Here is a 16,929-nt window from a genome sequence, read left to right on the forward strand (position 1 = left end):
CGAGGCGCAATCTTCGATCTGCACGGCACCAGAGGGAGCGCCAAGGCTGGCAAGGCCGACGTCGATTGCGTTGCAATGTGCCGCCCTTGGGTTTCGTTCCGGGGCTCCGACGCCGGTGTCATCTGTATGCGTTATAATGGCTGCCGTATCGATCGCGGCCAGCGCAACCGGCAATTGGCAGGTGCCGGGCGGGGCCTGGCTGCACGTTTCGCTCTTTCCTTTCCGACCACCACATGAGATAGGGACGCGTCAAACGACGCTCCCACCGAAAGGTTACTGCCATGGAGATTCGCGAGGCGCTCACCTTCGACGATGTTCTGCTTGTTCCCGCAGCTTCCAGCGTGTTGCCCAGCACCGCTGACACCCGCACGCGGGTGACAAAGGCGATTGCGCTGAACATTCCGCTGCTCAGCTCTGCCATGGATACGGTCACTGAAAGCCGGATGGCGATAACGATGGCTCAGGCCGGCGGGATGGGCGTGATCCACCGCAATCTTGATATCGAACAGCAGGCCCGTGAAGTGCGCCGGGTCAAGCGGTTCGAATCCGGCATCGTCTACAGCCCGGTGACGCTGACGCCGGATCAGACGCTGGCGGATGCCAAGGCGCTGATCGAACGCTACAACTTCACCGGCTTTCCGGTGGTGGACGAAAAGGGCCGGGTGGTCGGCATCGTCACCAACCGCGACATGCGTTTTGCCGAACATGACGACACGCCCGTGCGGGTGATGATGACCTCCGACAATCTGGCGATTCTGCAAGAACCTGCTGATCGCGACGAGGCCAAGAACCTGATGAAAGGTCGACGGATCGAAAAGCTGCTGGTCACTGACAAGGACGGCAAGCTGACGGGCCTTCTGACGCTGAAAGATACAGAGAAGGCCGTGCTGAATCCCACCGCCTGCAAGGACGATCTGGGCCGGCTGCGCGTTGCCGCGGCCTCGACCGTGGGCGATGCCGGGTTTGAACGCAGTCAGGCGCTGGTCGATGCCGGTGCCGACATGATCGTGATCGACACGGCGCATGGCCATTCCGAGGGCGTGGCGATCGCCGTCGAGCGCGCCAAGGCGCTGTCCAACGAGGTTCAGGTCGTCGCCGGTAACGTCGCCACGGCAGAGGCAACGCGCGCGCTGATCGGCGCGGGGGCGGACGCGGTCAAGGTGGGCATCGGGCCGGGATCCATCTGTACCACGCGCATGGTTGCAGGCGTCGGCGTACCGCAGCTGACCGCGATCATGGATTGCGCCCGAGAGGCCGGGGATATTCCGGTGATCGCCGATGGGGGGATCAAGTTTTCCGGTGATTTTGCCAAGGCGATTGCCGCAGGCGCGTCCTGCGCGATGGTCGGCAGCATGATTGCAGGCACGGATGAAAGCCCCGGAGAAGTCATCCTTTATCAAGGTCGTACCTTCAAAAGCTATCGCGGCATGGGGTCATTGGGCGCGATGGCGAGCGGCTCTGCCGACCGGTATTTTCAGAAAGACGCCGCCAGCGACAAGCTGGTGCCGGAAGGCATCGAGGGTCAGGTTCCCTACAAGGGCACGGCGACGGCGGTGATCCATCAACTGGTCGGGGGCTTGCGCGCGGCGATGGGCTATACCGGCTGCGCCACGGTCGATGAAATGCGCCGGAACTGTCAGTTCGTAAAGATCACCGGGGCAGGGCTTCACGAAAGCCATGTGCATGATGTGCAGATCACCCGCGAGTCGCCGAACTACCGGATCGGTTAACCGGGGCGCGACGTCAGCGTCTGACAGCGTCAATTTGCGCGGCTCACTGGCTCCGGTTCCGCTTTGTGTCGCGCTCTGCACAGGCTTTGCTCGTCGAACAGAGACGGTCATCACTGCATATTGGCTTTATGAAAAAGACCTTCACGTCTTCTGACAGTATGGCTCGCGCAGAGGTCTCTGGCTTCAGTCAATTTCGGCATTGAAGACGATCTATCTGGAAACGATTTTGAAATGACACATGAGGTTCTGACGTGACGCCTGCTGCCCGCTGCCAAGCTGCCATCGAAGTTCTGGACCGTGTCACGACGGGTATCGCTGCCGAGCAAGCGCTGACCAACTGGGCACGCGGCGCACGTTTCGCCGGGTCCAAAGACCGCGCGGCGGTCCGCGATCATGTTTACACCGTGATCCGGTGCCAACGAAGCTGTGCGGCACACGGTGGAGGCGAAGCCGGGCGCGCGTTGATCCTCGGGTTGTTGCGCGCCGAAGGCGCGGACCCGGCTGACGTATTTACCGGCGAAGGCTACGGGCCAGAGCCGCTGACTGATGCTGAACTTTCCGCGGGGCGCACGCCAGACAGCGCCGAAGCCATGGACATGCCGGACTGGCTGCTTCCGCGGCTCAAGGCGTCACTGCCCGAGGTGGAGCCGACCGCGCTGGCTCTTCGGGAACGGGCGCCTGTTTTCTTGCGTGTCAATAGGTTGCGCGGAACAGTTGATGTGGCGCAAGAGTCTCTTTTGGCCGAAGGGATCGCCACGCAACCGCATGCCTTGTCTCCCTCTGCACTGGAAGTCACCGAGGGCGCGCGCCGGGTGCATCTGTCTCGGGCCTATGCCGAGGGTCTGGTAGAGCTTCAGGACGCCGCCAGCCAGGCCGTCGTCGATCAACTGCCGTTGCGCGCGGGAATGCGTGTGCTGGATTATTGCGCTGGCGGCGGTGGCAAAGCGCTCGCGATGGCGGCACGCCTGTCCGGCCCGGTTGAAGCCCATGACGCAGATCCGCGCCGCATGTCTGATCTGCCGAAACGCGCAGAGCGGGCGGGGGCGCAGATCGCGCGAATTGACAGGCCCGGCGGGCTCTACGATCTGATCCTTTGCGATGCGCCCTGTTCGGGCTCCGGTGCGTGGCGGCGTTCGCCTGAGGGCAAGTGGGCATTGACCGAGGCCCGGTTGCAGGAATTGCAGGATATTCAGTTGGGTATTCTTCGTGAAGCGTCGGCATATCTGACCACGGACGGGCATTTGGCCTACGTCACATGTTCGATCCTGTCCGATGAAAATGACACCGTGATTGACCGGTTTCTGGCGGATCGTCCGGACTGGCGCGTTGCAGACCGGCGACAGTTTCTGCCTGTCGAAGGCGGTGACGGCTTTTTCCTGGCACTGATGTCGGCGGATGCTTGACCGGGACGCACAACCTTGAGACGATATTTTCAGCTTTAAGGAGCGGTTAACAAATCTCTCGTCGTAATGGCTGGGGTGAGAATCACAGGGGGTCGCCTTGGCCTATACGGCATTGAATCCCGGACCGATGACGCGCGCTTCTGACCGCGTCTCGCAACGGCTTGGCTGGTTGTTGCTGGCCGCCGGGTTGCTATTGGCCCTGTCCTTTCTGGTCAGTTCGTACCAATTACAGTTGGCGTTATCGGTTGGCGGGCTGACAGCAGCTTGTCTGGCGGCGCTGTCCAGGTCTTTGACATATCTTCACAAACGTCGCCGTGATCAGGCGCATGATGCCCTGGCCAAGGTCATCGCCCACGACAGCGCCTTTGCATTTTTCACGGATCCCGAGGGGGAAATCATCTTTCGCAACCAAGCGGCCGAGGCACGTTATGGGAAAAGCGAAGGCACGTCGCTGGCCGGTGAGTTGCGGGATATTCTCGCGAATCCCGGCAACGTGCTTTACCGCCTGCAAACGCGCATCAACGCCGGCGGGACCGCACGCGAAGAGATCGTGACCCGGCAGGGTAGCGTGCGCATTTCGGTGCACGCGCTTGGCAGGTCCGGCTTGCTGTGGCGTGTCGAGGAAAGCACCGCGACCGAACAGCCGTCGTCCTGTGCCGCAATGAAACATGTGCCGATGCTGACACTTGGGCGCAATAACGTTGTCATTTCCCTGAACGCAGCCGCGCGTGAGATGGCTGGCCATAGGATTACATCGCTGGATCGCCTGATTCTTGATCCGCCGCTTGTGTCGGGAACCGTGCATCGTATTCAGACCGAAGATGGCGTTGTGCCGCGTTTGGCGACTTGCGTTCCGGCGGGTGTCGGCAAGTCAGAACTGTTCTTGCTGCCCGCACCCAGGCAAACCGCGACCGATGATGCCGCGGCTGCGTTTGATGCGCTGCCGGTGGGCCTTCTCAAGCTTTCACCAAACGGCGTGGTGCTGCGGTCCAACAAAGAGGCGCGGGCGCTTTTTGGCGACACCTGCACCAATGGCAAACAACTGTCGGACTATATGGAAGGCCTGGGGCGACCGCTGACCGACTGGATACAGGAAATGGCTTCGGGACGTGGCACCAGCCATTCGGAGTTTCTCCGGCTCACGCGGGCGGACAAGGAAGTTTTCGTTCAGGTCACATTGAACCGGATTTCCGAGAACGGGCAGACCGCGTTGATTGCGGTCATCAATGATGCCACCGAATTGAAGACGCTCGAAGCGCAATTCGTCCAAAGCCAGAAAATGCAGGCGATTGGTCAGTTGGCGGGCGGGGTCGCGCATGACTTCAATAACCTTCTGACCGCGATTTCAGGACATTGCGACCTGTTGTTGCTGCGGCACGATCAGGGGGACCCGGATTTCAGCGACCTGGTGCAGATCAATCAGAACGCCAACCGAGCCGCTGCGTTGGTGGGTCAGTTGCTGGCGTTTTCCCGCAAGCAGACCTTGCGGCCGGAAGTTCTGGACCTGCGCGATACCTTGTCTGACCTTACCCATCTTCTGAACCGCCTTGTCGGCGAGAAGGTCGGATTGGATTTGCGGCATGATCCGGTGCTGAAACCCGTGCGGGCGGACAAGCGTCAGCTGGAACAGGTGATGATGAATCTCGTCGTGAATGCACGCGACGCCATGCCCACGGGCGGTTGTATCGTGATCGAAACGGGCATGAAGGTGCTGAGTGAACCCATGCGCCGTGACCGCGCAGAGGTGGCGGCGGGTGAATATGTGTCGGTGAAAGTGTCTGACGACGGTATCGGCATTCCGCCGGACAAGCTGCAAAAGGTGTTCGAGCCGTTCTACACAACAAAACGCACGGGCGAGGGCACAGGGCTGGGCCTGTCCACGGTCTACGGGATCGTCAAGCAGACCGGTGGTTTTATCTTTGTCGACAGCGTGACCGGGTCCGGGACGTGTTTCACGCTTCTATTGCCCGCCAGCGAGTTGGAACTGCCTCTTGAAGCATTGCCCAGACCGGCGATTGAGAAACCGATAATCCGGCATGGCGAAGGTGTAGTGCTTCTGGTCGAGGACGAGGCACCGGTGCGTGCGTTTGCATCCCGCGCGCTGCGGCTTCGGGGATACACGGTATTGGAGGCAGCCTCTGCCGAAGATGCGCTGAAGCTGTTGGAAGACACCAGCGTCGAGGTCGACGTTTTCGTGACGGATGTGGTGATGCCCGGCATGGACGGGCCTACCTGGGTGCGTGAAGCGTTAAAATCACGGCCCGACGTGCGCGTTGTCTTTGTGTCCGGCTATGCCGAGGACGTCTTCCGCGACAGCGATGCCCGCATCCCGAAGTCGATCTTCCTGCCAAAGCCGTTTTCACTGAGCGATTTGACGGAGACCGTCCATAAACAACTGTCGTAGCCCGAACCCGGTTGCGTGGCGCAGTCTGACAACGTGAATGAGCGTGCGCAGGTCTGCTGGATGTGGATTTCACATCCAATCGGCAAACATACGATTTCGCGGCTGTTCCGCCTCACAACCCGCTTTCCCACACCTCATATTCATCGGCGCATTTTTTACGAAACCGCTTTTCGGTTTCTGTCGAGACAGTAAGGTCCATCTCTGGCGAAACATTGGTCTTTGGCAGGTCAAGGGTGACGTTCAAACGGGATTCGATGAACTGCTGCAATGCGGGTTGGTTCTCATAGCGAAAAAGATGGTTGATCCGCACTCCGTTTGGACGCGGCTCCAGAAATTTCGCTTGGCTCCCGACATTGGCGAAGGGCGGTTTGTCGCCTTTCATGTAGGCCAGGACAAAATCGTCAAAATCGATCCCAGCGGTCGATGTCGGCTTGCCATTCAGAAAGGGCCGCTTGCGATAGCGAAACCAACTGCCAAGCCAATCCAGCGGGTCACGGACCACCGCCAACGTCTCCATGTTATCGGCACCGACTTTTTCGAACATCGGGCGGAAAAACCGATTATAGCGGTAGATCGGAGCGTGTTTCAGCTCGGGTGGGTCCATGACCGCCATGGATGCGCGGGACTTCAAGGCCGCCTCATAAGCCGACGAACCCGTTTTTGGCACCGCCAGAAACACCAGTTTTTCTTTCCAGAACACCAGCATTCGGAAAACCTCCTCGATCGCTTGGCAGGTATGGCCCAAACCCCTCAATCCTTCCTTAACCAATTCGACGAAAACTGACGAGAGTAGGATTTAACTTGAATTGTTCCTGTTTTGATCTCATACAGATGAGAACAAGAGGCGAACATGAAGCAGCAATTGCCGCCCGGCAACGGGTGTGGAATAAGGACACGAAACTCATGGCAACGGCAGATCTTTTGACAATGGACAGCAAGCGCAACGCGGACAAACAAAAGGCGCTGGACAGCGCTTTGGCCCAGATCGAACGGCAGTTCGGCAAGGGGTCGATCATGAAACTTGGCGGCGACAATGTGATCAAGGACATTGAAGCAACCTCGACCGGGTCGCTTGGACTGGACATCGCGTTGGGGATCGGTGGGTTGCCCAAGGGGCGGATCATCGAGATTTACGGGCCAGAAAGCTCTGGCAAAACCACGCTGACCCTGCATTGCGTGGCCGAAGAGCAGAAAAAGGGCGGTGTTTGCGCTTTTGTCGATGCCGAACATGCGCTTGATCCGCTTTATGCCCGCAAGCTGGGCGTTGATCTGGACGAATTGCTGATCAGCCAGCCCGACACCGGCGAACAAGCGCTGGAGATCGTCGATACGCTTGTCCGGTCGGGCGCGGTCAACATGGTGGTTGTCGATTCGGTTGCTGCGCTGACCCCGAAATCCGAACTTGAAGGCGATATGGGCGACAGCAGCGTGGGCGTGCAGGCCCGCCTGATGAGCCAGGCGATGCGCAAGCTGACCGGCTCGATCAACCGTTCGAACTGTATGGTGATCTTCATCAACCAGATCCGGATGAAAATCGGCGTGATGTTTGGCAGCCCGGAAACGACTTCGGGTGGCAACGCGCTGAAATTCTACAGTTCCGTGCGGCTCGATATTCGTCGTATCGGCTCTATCAAGGACCGCGACGAGGTTGTGGGAAACTCCACCCGCGTCAAGGTCGTCAAGAACAAGGTGGCCCCACCCTTCAAGCAGGTCGAATTCGACATCATGTTCGGCGAAGGCATCAGCAAGATGGGCGAGCTTCTTGATCTGGGGGTCAAGGCCGGAGTCGTCGATAAATCCGGCAGCTGGTTCAGCTACGGCGATGAGCGGATCGGACAAGGCCGCGAAAACGCAAAGAACTTCTTGCGTGAAAACAAGCAGATGGCGCTGGAGATCGAAGACAAGATCCGCGCCAGTCACGGGCTCGATTTCGACATGGGTGCCGGTGGCGAAGGGGCACCCGACGAGGTGATGGAGAGCTAAGCACAGTCCGGCGAACAGATTTCAAAGGTCGGCACCCTCGCAAGGGGTGTCGGCCTTTTTCAATGCGTCATGGACAGTCGCAGGGCAGGGCGGTACACCTGCGTAAAATCCTTGCACGAGACCAGAATATGCCTTCGCTCAACGACATACGCTCTACTTTTCTGAATTATTTCGAGAAACAGGGCCATCGTATCGTGCCCTCCAGTCCGCTGGTGCCGCGCAACGATCCGACGCTGATGTTCACCAATTCGGGCATGGTTCAGTTCAAGAACCTGTTCACCGGGGTGGAGCATCGCGATTACACCCGCGCCACGACTTCGCAGAAATGTGTGCGGGCGGGCGGAAAGCACAATGATCTCGACAATGTCGGCTATACGGCGCGGCACCATACCTTCTTTGAAATGCTGGGAAATTTCAGCTTCGGCGATTATTTCAAAACCGAAGCGATCGGGTTTGCCTATGAGCTGATCACACGCGACTTCGGCATAGATGCCTCTCGCCTTCTGGTCACGGTGTACCATACCGATGACGAGGCGTTCGAGATCTGGAAAAAGATCGGCATCCCCGAAGATCGCATCATCCGTATCGCCACCTCGGACAATTTCTGGCAGATGGGCCCGACCGGTCCCTGTGGTCCGTGTACCGAGATTTTCTATGATCACGGCGATCATATCTGGGGCGGGCCTCCGGGCAGTGCCGAGGAAGACGGCGACCGATACATCGAGATCTGGAACATCGTTTTCATGCAGAACGAGCAGTTCGAGGACGGCTCCATGCGCGCGCTCGACATGCAGTCGATTGATACCGGGATGGGGCTGGAACGGATCGGCGCGCTCTTGCAGGGCAAGCACGATAATTACGACACCGACCTGATGCGCCACCTGATCGAGGCCAGCGCCAACGTCACCGATGGGGCACCCGACGGGCCGGGCAACGTGCATCACCGGGTGATAGCCGATCATCTGCGCTCGACCTCGTTCCTGATTGCGGATGGTGTGATGCCTGCAAATGACGGGCGCGGCTATGTGTTGCGCCGAATTATGCGGCGGGCGATGCGGCATGCGCATTTGCTGGGCGCGCAGGATCCGGTCATGCACCGTCTGGTGCCGTCGCTTGTGCATGAAATGGGCGCGGCCTATCCGGAATTGGGACAGGCGCAGTCGCTGATCGAAGAAACGCTGAAGCAGGAAGAGACGCGCTTCAAGCAAACGCTGGATCGCGGTCTGAAATTGCTGGATGACGAGCTGGGAAAGCTGCCCGCCGATGCCGCATTGCCGGGTGAGACGGCGTTCAAGCTGTATGACACGTTCGGCTTTCCGCTCGACCTGACACAGGATGCGTTGCGCGAGAAAGATCGGAGCGTTGATACGGCGGGCTTCGATACGGCGATGGCTGAACAGAAAGCCAAGGCCCGCGCCGCGTGGTCCGGCTCTGGCGAAGCGGCGGATGCGGCGATCTGGTTCGACATTGCCGACAAGCACGGCACCACGGATTTTCTGGGTTATGACACCGAAACCGCCGAGGGTCAGATCGTAGCGCTGGTGTCCGACAGGGCCGAGGTTGCCTCGGTCAAAGCGGGCGACACCGTGCAGATCGTGTTGAACCAGACACCCTTCTACGCCGAGTCAGGCGGGCAGGTCGGCGATAGCGGCATCATCCGCAGCGACTCTGGCCTTGCGCGGATCACCGACACGCGCAAGGTGGCCGGGGTGTTCCTTCATTTCGCCGAGGTGATCGAGGGTGAGTTGACCAAAGGCGAAGGCACCGTGCTGGAGGTGGATCACGCGCGGCGCACGTCGATCCGCGCCAACCACTCGGCAACGCATCTGCTGCACGAGGCATTACGCCGGGCGCTCGGCGATCATGTGGCGCAGCGCGGGTCGCTGAATGCCGATGACCGGCTTCGGTTCGACTTTTCGCACGCAAAACCGCTGACGCCCGACGAACTGGCCCAGGTCGATGCCGAGGTGAACGCCTTCATCCGTCAGAACACGCCTGTGGAAACCCGGATCATGACGCCGGATGACGCCCGCGGACTGGGCGCTCAGGCGCTGTTTGGCGAGAAATACGGCGACGAGGTTCGTGTCGTGTCGATGGGCCATGATCCGCAATCGGGCAAGGGCGGTAATGGCGCGACCTACTCGATCGAGCTGTGCGGCGGCACGCATGTCCGCCAGACCGGCGATATCGGTGTGTTCGTGACGCTTGGCGACAGTGCGTCCAGCGCAGGCGTGCGGCGGATCGAGGCGCTGACCGGCGCCGATGCCTTCCGCTATCTGTCGGGGCAGGATCACCGGCTTGCTGATGTGGCGTCCGAGTTGAAAACGCAACCCACCGACGTTCCCGCGCGTGTCCGCGCCTTGCTGGACGAGCGCAAGGCGCTGAGCAACGAGGTGGCGCAATTGCGCCGCGAACTGGCGATGGCCGGTGGATCGGGCCAGGCCGGCGACGGTGGCGCGCGCGACGTCAACGGTGTGCAAATGGTGGCGCAGGTGCTCTCGGGCGTGTCCGGCAAGGATCTGCCGCCGCTGATCGACGAGCACAAGGCGCGGCTTGGGTCCGGCGTGGTGCTGCTGATCGCGGATACCGGCGGCAAGGCCGCTGTGGCCGCTGGTGTGACCGAGGATCTGATGGGCCGTGTGTCGGCCGTTGATCTGGTGCGCGCCGCCGTGGCCGAACTGGGCGGCAAGGGCGGCGGCGGTCGGCCCGACATGGCGCAGGGCGGCGGCGCGGATGCCGCAAATGCAGAGGCCGCTTTCAAGGCGGCAGAAGCCGTAATCGGAGGATAAACTATGCCAGCACTTTGGATTGCCCATGTGACCGTTTCGGATCCCGAGGCCTATGGCCGCTATGCCGAGCTTGCCGGTCCAGCGATTGCCAAGCATGGCGGTCGCTTCATCGCGCGCGGTGGGCGTTTCGTACAGCTTGAGGGCAAGAAGCGGCCGCGCAATGTGGTTGCCCAATTTGCCACTCTTGAAGAGGCGGAAGCCTGCTATCATTCGCCCGAGTATCAAGAGGCGCTGAGCCATGCGCGCGGAGCATCAGAGCGCGAACTGCTGATTGTCGAGACAACCGATTAAACTGTGATCAGGCGCGCTTGGGTCTTTAAATCAAGTGGTTTGAACAAGAAACGGCGGCCATAGGCCGCCGTTCTTTTGTCACTCGCAGATAGCTTTCGGTACCCGCGATGGACACCGATTGCGCGCGCAGGTCAGCTTGCTTTGGCCATCCGCTTGCGTTCATGCGGGTCAAGGTAGCGTTTGCGCAGACGGATGGCGCTGGGGGTGACCTCGACCAGTTCATCATTGTCGATATAGGCAATCGCCTCTTCCAGAGACATCCGAACCGGTGTGGTCAGGCGCACCGCTTCATCCGTGCCGCTGGCGCGCACGTTGGTCAATTGCTTGCCTTTAAGGGGGTTCACTTCAAGGTCGTTTTCGCGGCTGTGCTCGCCGATGATCATTCCGGTATAGACCTGTTCTTGTGCGCCGATGAAAAACTTGCCGCGATCTTCCAGCTTCCATAGCGCGTAAGCAACCGCGACGCCTGCTTCCATCGAAATCAGGACGCCCGCACGACGGCCGGGAATGGTGCCCTTATGCGGGGCCCATGTGTGGAACACCCGGTTCAGAACGCCTGTCCCGCGCGTATCGGTCAGGAATTCGCCGTGATAGCCGATCAGGCCGCGCGACGGAACATGGGCGATGATGCGGGTCTTGCCTGCACCGGCGGGCTTCATTTCGGCCAATTCGCCCTTGCGCGTTCCGGTGATCTTTTCAATCACCACGCCGGAATATTCGTCATCGACATCAATGGTGACTTCTTCGATCGGTTCCAGCCGTTCGCCATTATCGCCGTCGCGCATCAGCACCTGAGGACGCGAGATTGACAGCTCGAACCCTTCGCGGCGCATGTTTTCAATCAGAACGCCCATCTGCAATTCGCCGCGCCCTGCGACCTCGAAGGCTTCGCCGCCGGGCGTGTCGCTGATCTTGATCGCGACGTTGGATTCCGCTTCTTTCATCAGCCGTTCACGGATCACGCGGGATTGTACCTTCTTGCCGTCGCGCCCGGCCAGAGGACTGTCGTTGATGCCGAATGTGACCGTGATGGTGGGCGGGTCGATGGGTTGGGCATCAAGGGCTTCGTCCACGGCCAAAGCGCAGATCGTATCGGCAACTGTCGCCTTGGTCATGCCGGCGAGGCTGACAATATCACCGGCCTGCGCCTCTTCGATGTCCTGCTGGGCAAGGCCGCGGAACGCCTGGATCTTGGTGACGCGGAACTGTTCGATCTTCTGGCCGATGCGGCTAAGCGCCTGCACGGTTGAGCCGACCTTCAGCTTGCCCGATTCCACGCGGCCCGTCAGGATGCGCCCGACGAACGGATCGGCACCCAGTGTGGTGGCCAGCATGCGGAAGTCTTCGCCCTGCCGCTTGACCTGTTTGGGGGCGGGTACGTGATTGACGATCAGGTCGAACAGCGCGGTCAGATCCTTGCGCGGTCCGTCCAGCTCGTGATCGGCCCAGCCGTTGCGGCCCGACGCATACATATGCGGAAAATCAAGCTGATCATCATTGGCGTCGAGGCTGGCAAAAAGATCAAAACATTCGTCCAGCGCGCGGTCAGGCTCTGCATCCGGCTTGTCGACCTTGTTGAGAACGACAATCGGGCGCAAGCCAAGCGCCAGCGCCTTCGAGGTCACGAATTTTGTCTGGGGCATCGGCCCTTCGGCGGCATCGACCAGCAGGACAACGCCATCCACCATCGACAGGATCCGCTCTACCTCGCCACCGAAATCGGCGTGGCCGGGGGTGTCGACGATATTGATCCGCAGACCTTTCCATTCAACCGAGGTGGGCTTGGCAAAGATCGTGATGCCGCGCTCTCGTTCCAGGTCGTTCGAATCCATCGCCCGTTCGGCAACTGCCTGATTTTCACGGAACGCACCGGATTGTTTCAGCAACTCATCCACAAGTGTGGTCTTGCCGTGGTCGACATGGGCGATGATGGCGATATTTCGCAGATCCATTTGGAAACCTTTTCTGTTCGCCCGCGCCGTACGCTTACTGAGCGCAAATGACCACCCCCTAATGCGTCGCAGCCGCTGAAAACAGCTGTATCACGGCAATGCCTCCGACGATGAGCGACATTCCTACAACGGCCGGCCAGTCGAGCGTTTGACCAAAAACGACAAAGCCGATCAGCGCGATCAACAAAATTCCCAGACCGGACCAAAGCGCATAGGCCACCCCGACCGGCACGCTTCGAAGGGTCAGCGCCAGCAGATAAAACGCTGCGGCATAGGCCACCACCACGATCACCGAGGGCAGGGGTTTGGTGAATTGCTGGCTGGCCTGAAGCGCGGTCGTGCCGATGGTTTCCGCCAGAACCGCCAGAAACAGCGTGGCGTAAGTCAACAAAGACATAGATGGACCTTTCCTCAGAGCATGTATCGCGTGTCTTCAGATCAATCAGAGTGACTGAAAACGCAAGCACATTGGGTCTGGTTGGGAGGGGCAGATGCAAAGGCGGGTCTTTTTGAAGCCATCGACCGATATGCGCTGCTGCATGGGGCAGTGTCGAACAGCCCGTCCCGTGCCGTCGCGGCGCATACTAACCCGGTTTGGGTCGTTAAGTGACATAAAAGCGATCAACCCGATGCTGTCAGGCATATTCCATCAATTTGCGGCGCGTTGCAGGCATTCAGCGAATATGCGCCAGAATAACATTCGGGCAGGGGCGACAACCAGGCCAGGCAGGCTGCCAATCGCGCTGGAGACAGGTTGACGCGGCCCCCGGCATGCCCCATTTGCCTCAGCTATGGCATATCCCGATACCCCCTCGCGCGATCATATCACCATGGGTGGCGCGCCCGAAGGCTACGACGCCCGGTTGATCCTGCAAGAGCTGGAGCGCAGTTCCGCTCCTGTCCTGCATATTGCTCGCGACGACAAGCGGCTGGCGCAAATCCGCGATGCGTTGCACTTCTTCGCGCCTGCGATGCCGGTTTTCAGCTTTCCGGGATGGGATTGCCTGCCCTATGATCGGGTCTCGCCCAATGCCGACATCTCGGCAGCGCGTATGGCGACACTGGCCGCGCTGGTTCACGCAATGCCGGATCGCTTCATCCTGCTGACCACGCTGAACGCCGCGTCGCAATATATCCCCGCGCGGGACGTGCTGCGAGAGGCCGCCTTCACCGCACGCGTCGGCGAGCGCGTCAACGAAGAGGCACTGCGCGGCTTTCTTGTCCGCATGGGGTTTTCGCAGGCCCCCACCGTGATGGAACCCGGCGATTATGCCATCCGGGGCGGTATCATCGACATCTATCCGCCGGGTGATGGCGGGCCGGTCAGGCTCGATTTTTTCGGCGACGTGCTGGACGGCGCGCGCCGCTTTGATCCCGCCACGCAACGCACCACAGAAAAGCTCGACATGATCGAGCTTGCCCCGGTGTCCGAGGTTATCCTCGACGAGGCGGCGATCACCCGGTTTCGGCAGAATTACCGCATCGAATTCGGCGCGGCCGGTACGGATGATCCACTATACGAGGCGGTCAGCGCGGGCCGCAAACATCAGGGCATCGAACATTGGCTGCCGTTCTTCCACGACCGGCTTGAGACCTTGTTCGACTACCTGCCAAGCGCCACGATCACGCAGGATGATCAGGTCACGCCCAGCCGGATTGCGCGCTGGGATACGATTGCCGACCAATATGAAACCCGCCGCCTTGCGATGGGTCAGAAGAACCGCATGGGCACGGTCTACAAACCCGCGCCCCCCGGCCTGCTGTACCTGGACGAGTCCGCGTGGGAGGCAGCCACAGCCGCGCGGCGCGCGATCCAGTTCCACCCCTTGCCGCAAGCCACTGGTCCAAAGGTCGTGGATGCGGGCGGGCGTATCGGACGCAGTTTTGCCCCCGAACGCCAGCAGGAAAGCATCAGCCTGTTCGGGGCGCTGGCCGACCATATCAAGGCGAAGCTGGCCAAAGGCCCCGTGATCGTCGCCAGCTATTCAGAAGGCGCGCGCGAACGCCTGTCCGGCCTGATCGAAGACGAAGGCCTTGCCGAAACCATCCCCATCACGGACGCCACCCGCATTGGCAAGCGTGGCCTGCATCTGGCCGTCTGGGCGCTGGAGCACGGGTTCGAGGGGCCGTGGCGGGACGGTCGGCACATCACCGTCATTGCCGAACAGGATGTGCTGGGCGACCGTCTGATCCGCGCGCCCAAGAAACGCCGCAAGGCCGAGAATTTCCTGACCGAGGCGCAATCGCTCAGCCCCGGCGATCTGGTCGTGCATGTCGATCACGGCATCGGCCGCTATCAGGGGATGGAGGTCATCACCGCCGCCGGTGCCGCGCATGAATGCCTGTTGCTGGATTATGCCGAAGGCGCGCGGCTTTACCTGCCGGTCGAGAATATCGAGCTTCTGTCCAGATACGGCCATGACGAAGGTCTGCTGGACCGTCTGGGCGGCGGGGCGTGGCAGGCAAAGAAGGCCAAGCTCAAGGAACGCATCCGCGAGATGGCCGACCGGCTGATCCGCATCGCGGCCGAACGGGCCTTGCGCAAGGCGCCGATCATGGACCCGCCGCCGGGGGCGTGGGACGCTTTCGCGGCGCGCTTTCCCTATCAGGAAACCGACGATCAACTGCGCGCCATCGAAGATGTGATGGCCGACATGCATTCCGGCCAGCCGATGGATCGGTTGATCTGCGGCGATGTCGGCTTTGGCAAGACAGAAGTGGCGATGCGTGCTGCCTTCGTCGCCGCCATGTCCGGCGTGCAGGTGGCGGTGATCGCGCCCACGACACTGCTCGCCCGGCAACATTACAAAAGCTTCGCCGACCGGTTTCGGGGCTTCCCGCTTGAGGTGCGCACCCTGTCGCGTTTTGTCAGCGCCAAGGAGGCCGCCAAAACCCGCGACGGCCTCGCGCGCGGTACTGTCGATATCGTCATCGGAACGCATGCCTTGCTGGCCAAATCCATCCGCTTCCAGAACCTCGGGGTGCTGATCATCGACGAGGAACAGCATTTCGGCGTCTCCCACAAGGAGCGGCTGAAACAGCTGCGCTCGGACGTGCATGTCTTGACACTGACCGCGACTCCCATCCCGCGCACGCTGCAACTGTCCCTGACCGGCGTGCGGGACCTGTCCATCATCGGCACGCCCCCCGTGGACCGTCTGGCGATCCGTACCTATGTGTCGGAATTCGACCCTGTCACCATCCGCGAGGCGCTGCTGCGCGAACACTATCGTGGCGGGCAAAGCTTCTACGTCGTGCCGCGCATCTCCGATCTGCCGGAGATTGAGGATTTCCTGAAAGAACAACTGCCCGAACTCAGCTATGTGGTGGCCCATGGCCAGATGGCCGCAGGCGAGCTCGACGACCGCATGAACGCCTTCTACGACGGCAAATTCGACGTGCTTCTGGCCACGACAATCGTGGAATCCGGCCTGGACATTCCCACCGCCAACACGATGGTCATCCACCGCGCGGATATGTTCGGCCTCTCGCAACTCTATCAAATCCGCGGCAGGGTGGGGCGGTCCAAAACCCGCGCCTATGCCTATCTCACCACCAAGCCGCGCGCCAAATTGACCGCGACAGCCGAAAAACGCCTGCGTGTTCTGGGCAGCCTCGACACGCTGGGGGCTGGCTTCACACTCGCCAGTCAGGATCTGGATATTCGCGGCGCGGGCAACCTGCTGGGCGAAGAACAATCCGGCCAGATGCGCGACGTCGGCTATGAGCTTTACCAATCCATGCTGGAAGAGGCGATCGCCAAGATCCGCGCAGGCGAGATGGAAGGCCTGTCCGAGGCGGACGATCAATGGGCGCCACAGATCAATCTCGGCGTCCCGGTGCTGATCCCCGAGGAATATGTCCCCGATCTCGACGTGCGCCTTGGCCTCTACCGCCGCCTCAGCAGCCTGACCACGAAGGTTGAACTCGAAGGCTTTGCCGCCGAACTCATCGACCGTTTCGGCGCGTTGCCGAAAGAGGTCAACACGCTCCTGTTGGTGGTTCGGATCAAGGCGATGTGCAAACGCGCGGGCATTGCCAAACTTGACGGCGGCCCCAAAGGTGCCACGATCCAGTTCCACAATGATAAATTTGCCTCTCCGCAAGGGCTGGTCGAATTCATCGAGGATCAGAAAGGCCTCGCAAAGGTCCGCGAAAACAAGATCGTCGTCCGGCGGGACTGGAAGAAAAACCGCGACAAGATCCAGGGTGCCTTTGCCATTGCCCGCGATCTTGCCGAAAAAATCGCTGCCGAGAAAAAGCGCGCCAAGTCCGCCACCTGACCCTGATCACTTCTTCTTGGCAAAAATACTCCGGGGGAGGCTGGCATAAGCCAGACGGGGGCGCGCCCCCATCTGCGTGTACGCAAAAATGAAC

General features: G+C 60.6%; 10 protein-coding genes. 7 read left to right on the top strand and 3 right to left on the bottom strand.

Annotation, left to right across the window (positions count from 1 at the left end; all coding sequences use genetic code 11):
• The first annotated feature begins 281 nt into the window (after positions 1–281).
• The 3 genes from guaB (at position 282) to B8991_RS00560 (ending at position 5,537) form a co-directional block, all read left to right on the top strand.
• Positions 282–1,730 carry an IMP dehydrogenase gene (guaB, locus tag B8991_RS00550; protein WP_084349860.1) on the top strand — a complete coding sequence of 483 codons (1,449 nt, stop codon included), beginning with the start codon at positions 282–284 and terminating at the stop codon, positions 1,728–1,730.
• Between the two features lie 251 nt (positions 1,731–1,981).
• Entirely contained in the window at positions 1,982–3,133 is a 1,152-nt protein-coding gene (locus B8991_RS00555) for an RsmB/NOP family class I SAM-dependent RNA methyltransferase (protein WP_084349861.1), read from the top strand.
• Positions 3,134–3,260: 127 nt separating this feature from the next.
• On the top strand, positions 3,261–5,537 hold the full coding sequence (locus tag B8991_RS00560; protein WP_084350284.1) for an ATP-binding protein: 2,277 nt from the start codon (positions 3,261–3,263) through the stop codon (positions 5,535–5,537).
• A gap of 112 nt (positions 5,538–5,649) precedes the next feature.
• Here the strand turns inward: B8991_RS00560 and B8991_RS00565 are convergent, their stop codons facing one another.
• On the bottom strand, positions 5,650–6,243 hold the full coding sequence (locus B8991_RS00565; protein WP_084350285.1) for a sulfotransferase family 2 domain-containing protein: 594 nt from the start codon (positions 6,241–6,243) through the stop codon (positions 5,650–5,652).
• Positions 6,244–6,440: 197 nt separating this feature from the next.
• Between B8991_RS00565 and recA the strand changes: the two genes are divergently transcribed.
• From recA to B8991_RS00580, 3 genes are all read left to right on the top strand, one after another.
• On the top strand, positions 6,441–7,520 hold the full coding sequence (gene recA / locus B8991_RS00570) for a recombinase RecA (RefSeq protein ID WP_084349862.1): 1,080 nt from the start codon (positions 6,441–6,443) through the stop codon (positions 7,518–7,520).
• Positions 7,521–7,648: 128 nt separating this feature from the next.
• A complete protein-coding gene (gene alaS / locus B8991_RS00575; protein ID WP_084349863.1) occupies positions 7,649–10,309 on the top strand; it encodes an alanine--tRNA ligase in 2,661 nt (886 codons plus the stop codon).
• A gap of 3 nt (positions 10,310–10,312) precedes the next feature.
• Entirely contained in the window at positions 10,313–10,600 is a 288-nt protein-coding gene (locus tag B8991_RS00580) for a DUF1330 domain-containing protein (protein ID WP_084349864.1), read from the top strand.
• Positions 10,601–10,731: 131 nt separating this feature from the next.
• Here B8991_RS00580 and typA read toward each other — a convergent pair whose 3' ends face one another.
• The gene (typA, locus tag B8991_RS00585; RefSeq protein WP_084349865.1) at positions 10,732–12,552 is read right to left on the bottom strand and encodes a translational GTPase TypA; all 1,821 of its coding nucleotides are present in this window, start codon (positions 12,550–12,552) and stop codon (positions 10,732–10,734) included.
• A gap of 58 nt (positions 12,553–12,610) precedes the next feature.
• Positions 12,611–12,949: a DMT family transporter gene (locus B8991_RS00590; protein ID WP_084349866.1), complete on the bottom strand. Its 339-nt coding sequence runs from the start codon at positions 12,947–12,949 to the stop codon at positions 12,611–12,613.
• 394 nt (positions 12,950–13,343) lie between these two features.
• On the opposite strand from B8991_RS00590, the gene mfd reads away from it, so the two are divergent.
• Entirely contained in the window at positions 13,344–16,835 is a 3,492-nt protein-coding gene (mfd, locus tag B8991_RS00595) for a transcription-repair coupling factor (RefSeq protein ID WP_084349867.1), read from the top strand.
• Positions 16,836–16,929: the final 94 nt, after the last annotated feature.

The organism is Primorskyibacter flagellatus, assembly GCF_900176485.1.
GTDB lineage: Bacteria > Pseudomonadota > Alphaproteobacteria > Rhodobacterales > Rhodobacteraceae > Primorskyibacter > Primorskyibacter flagellatus.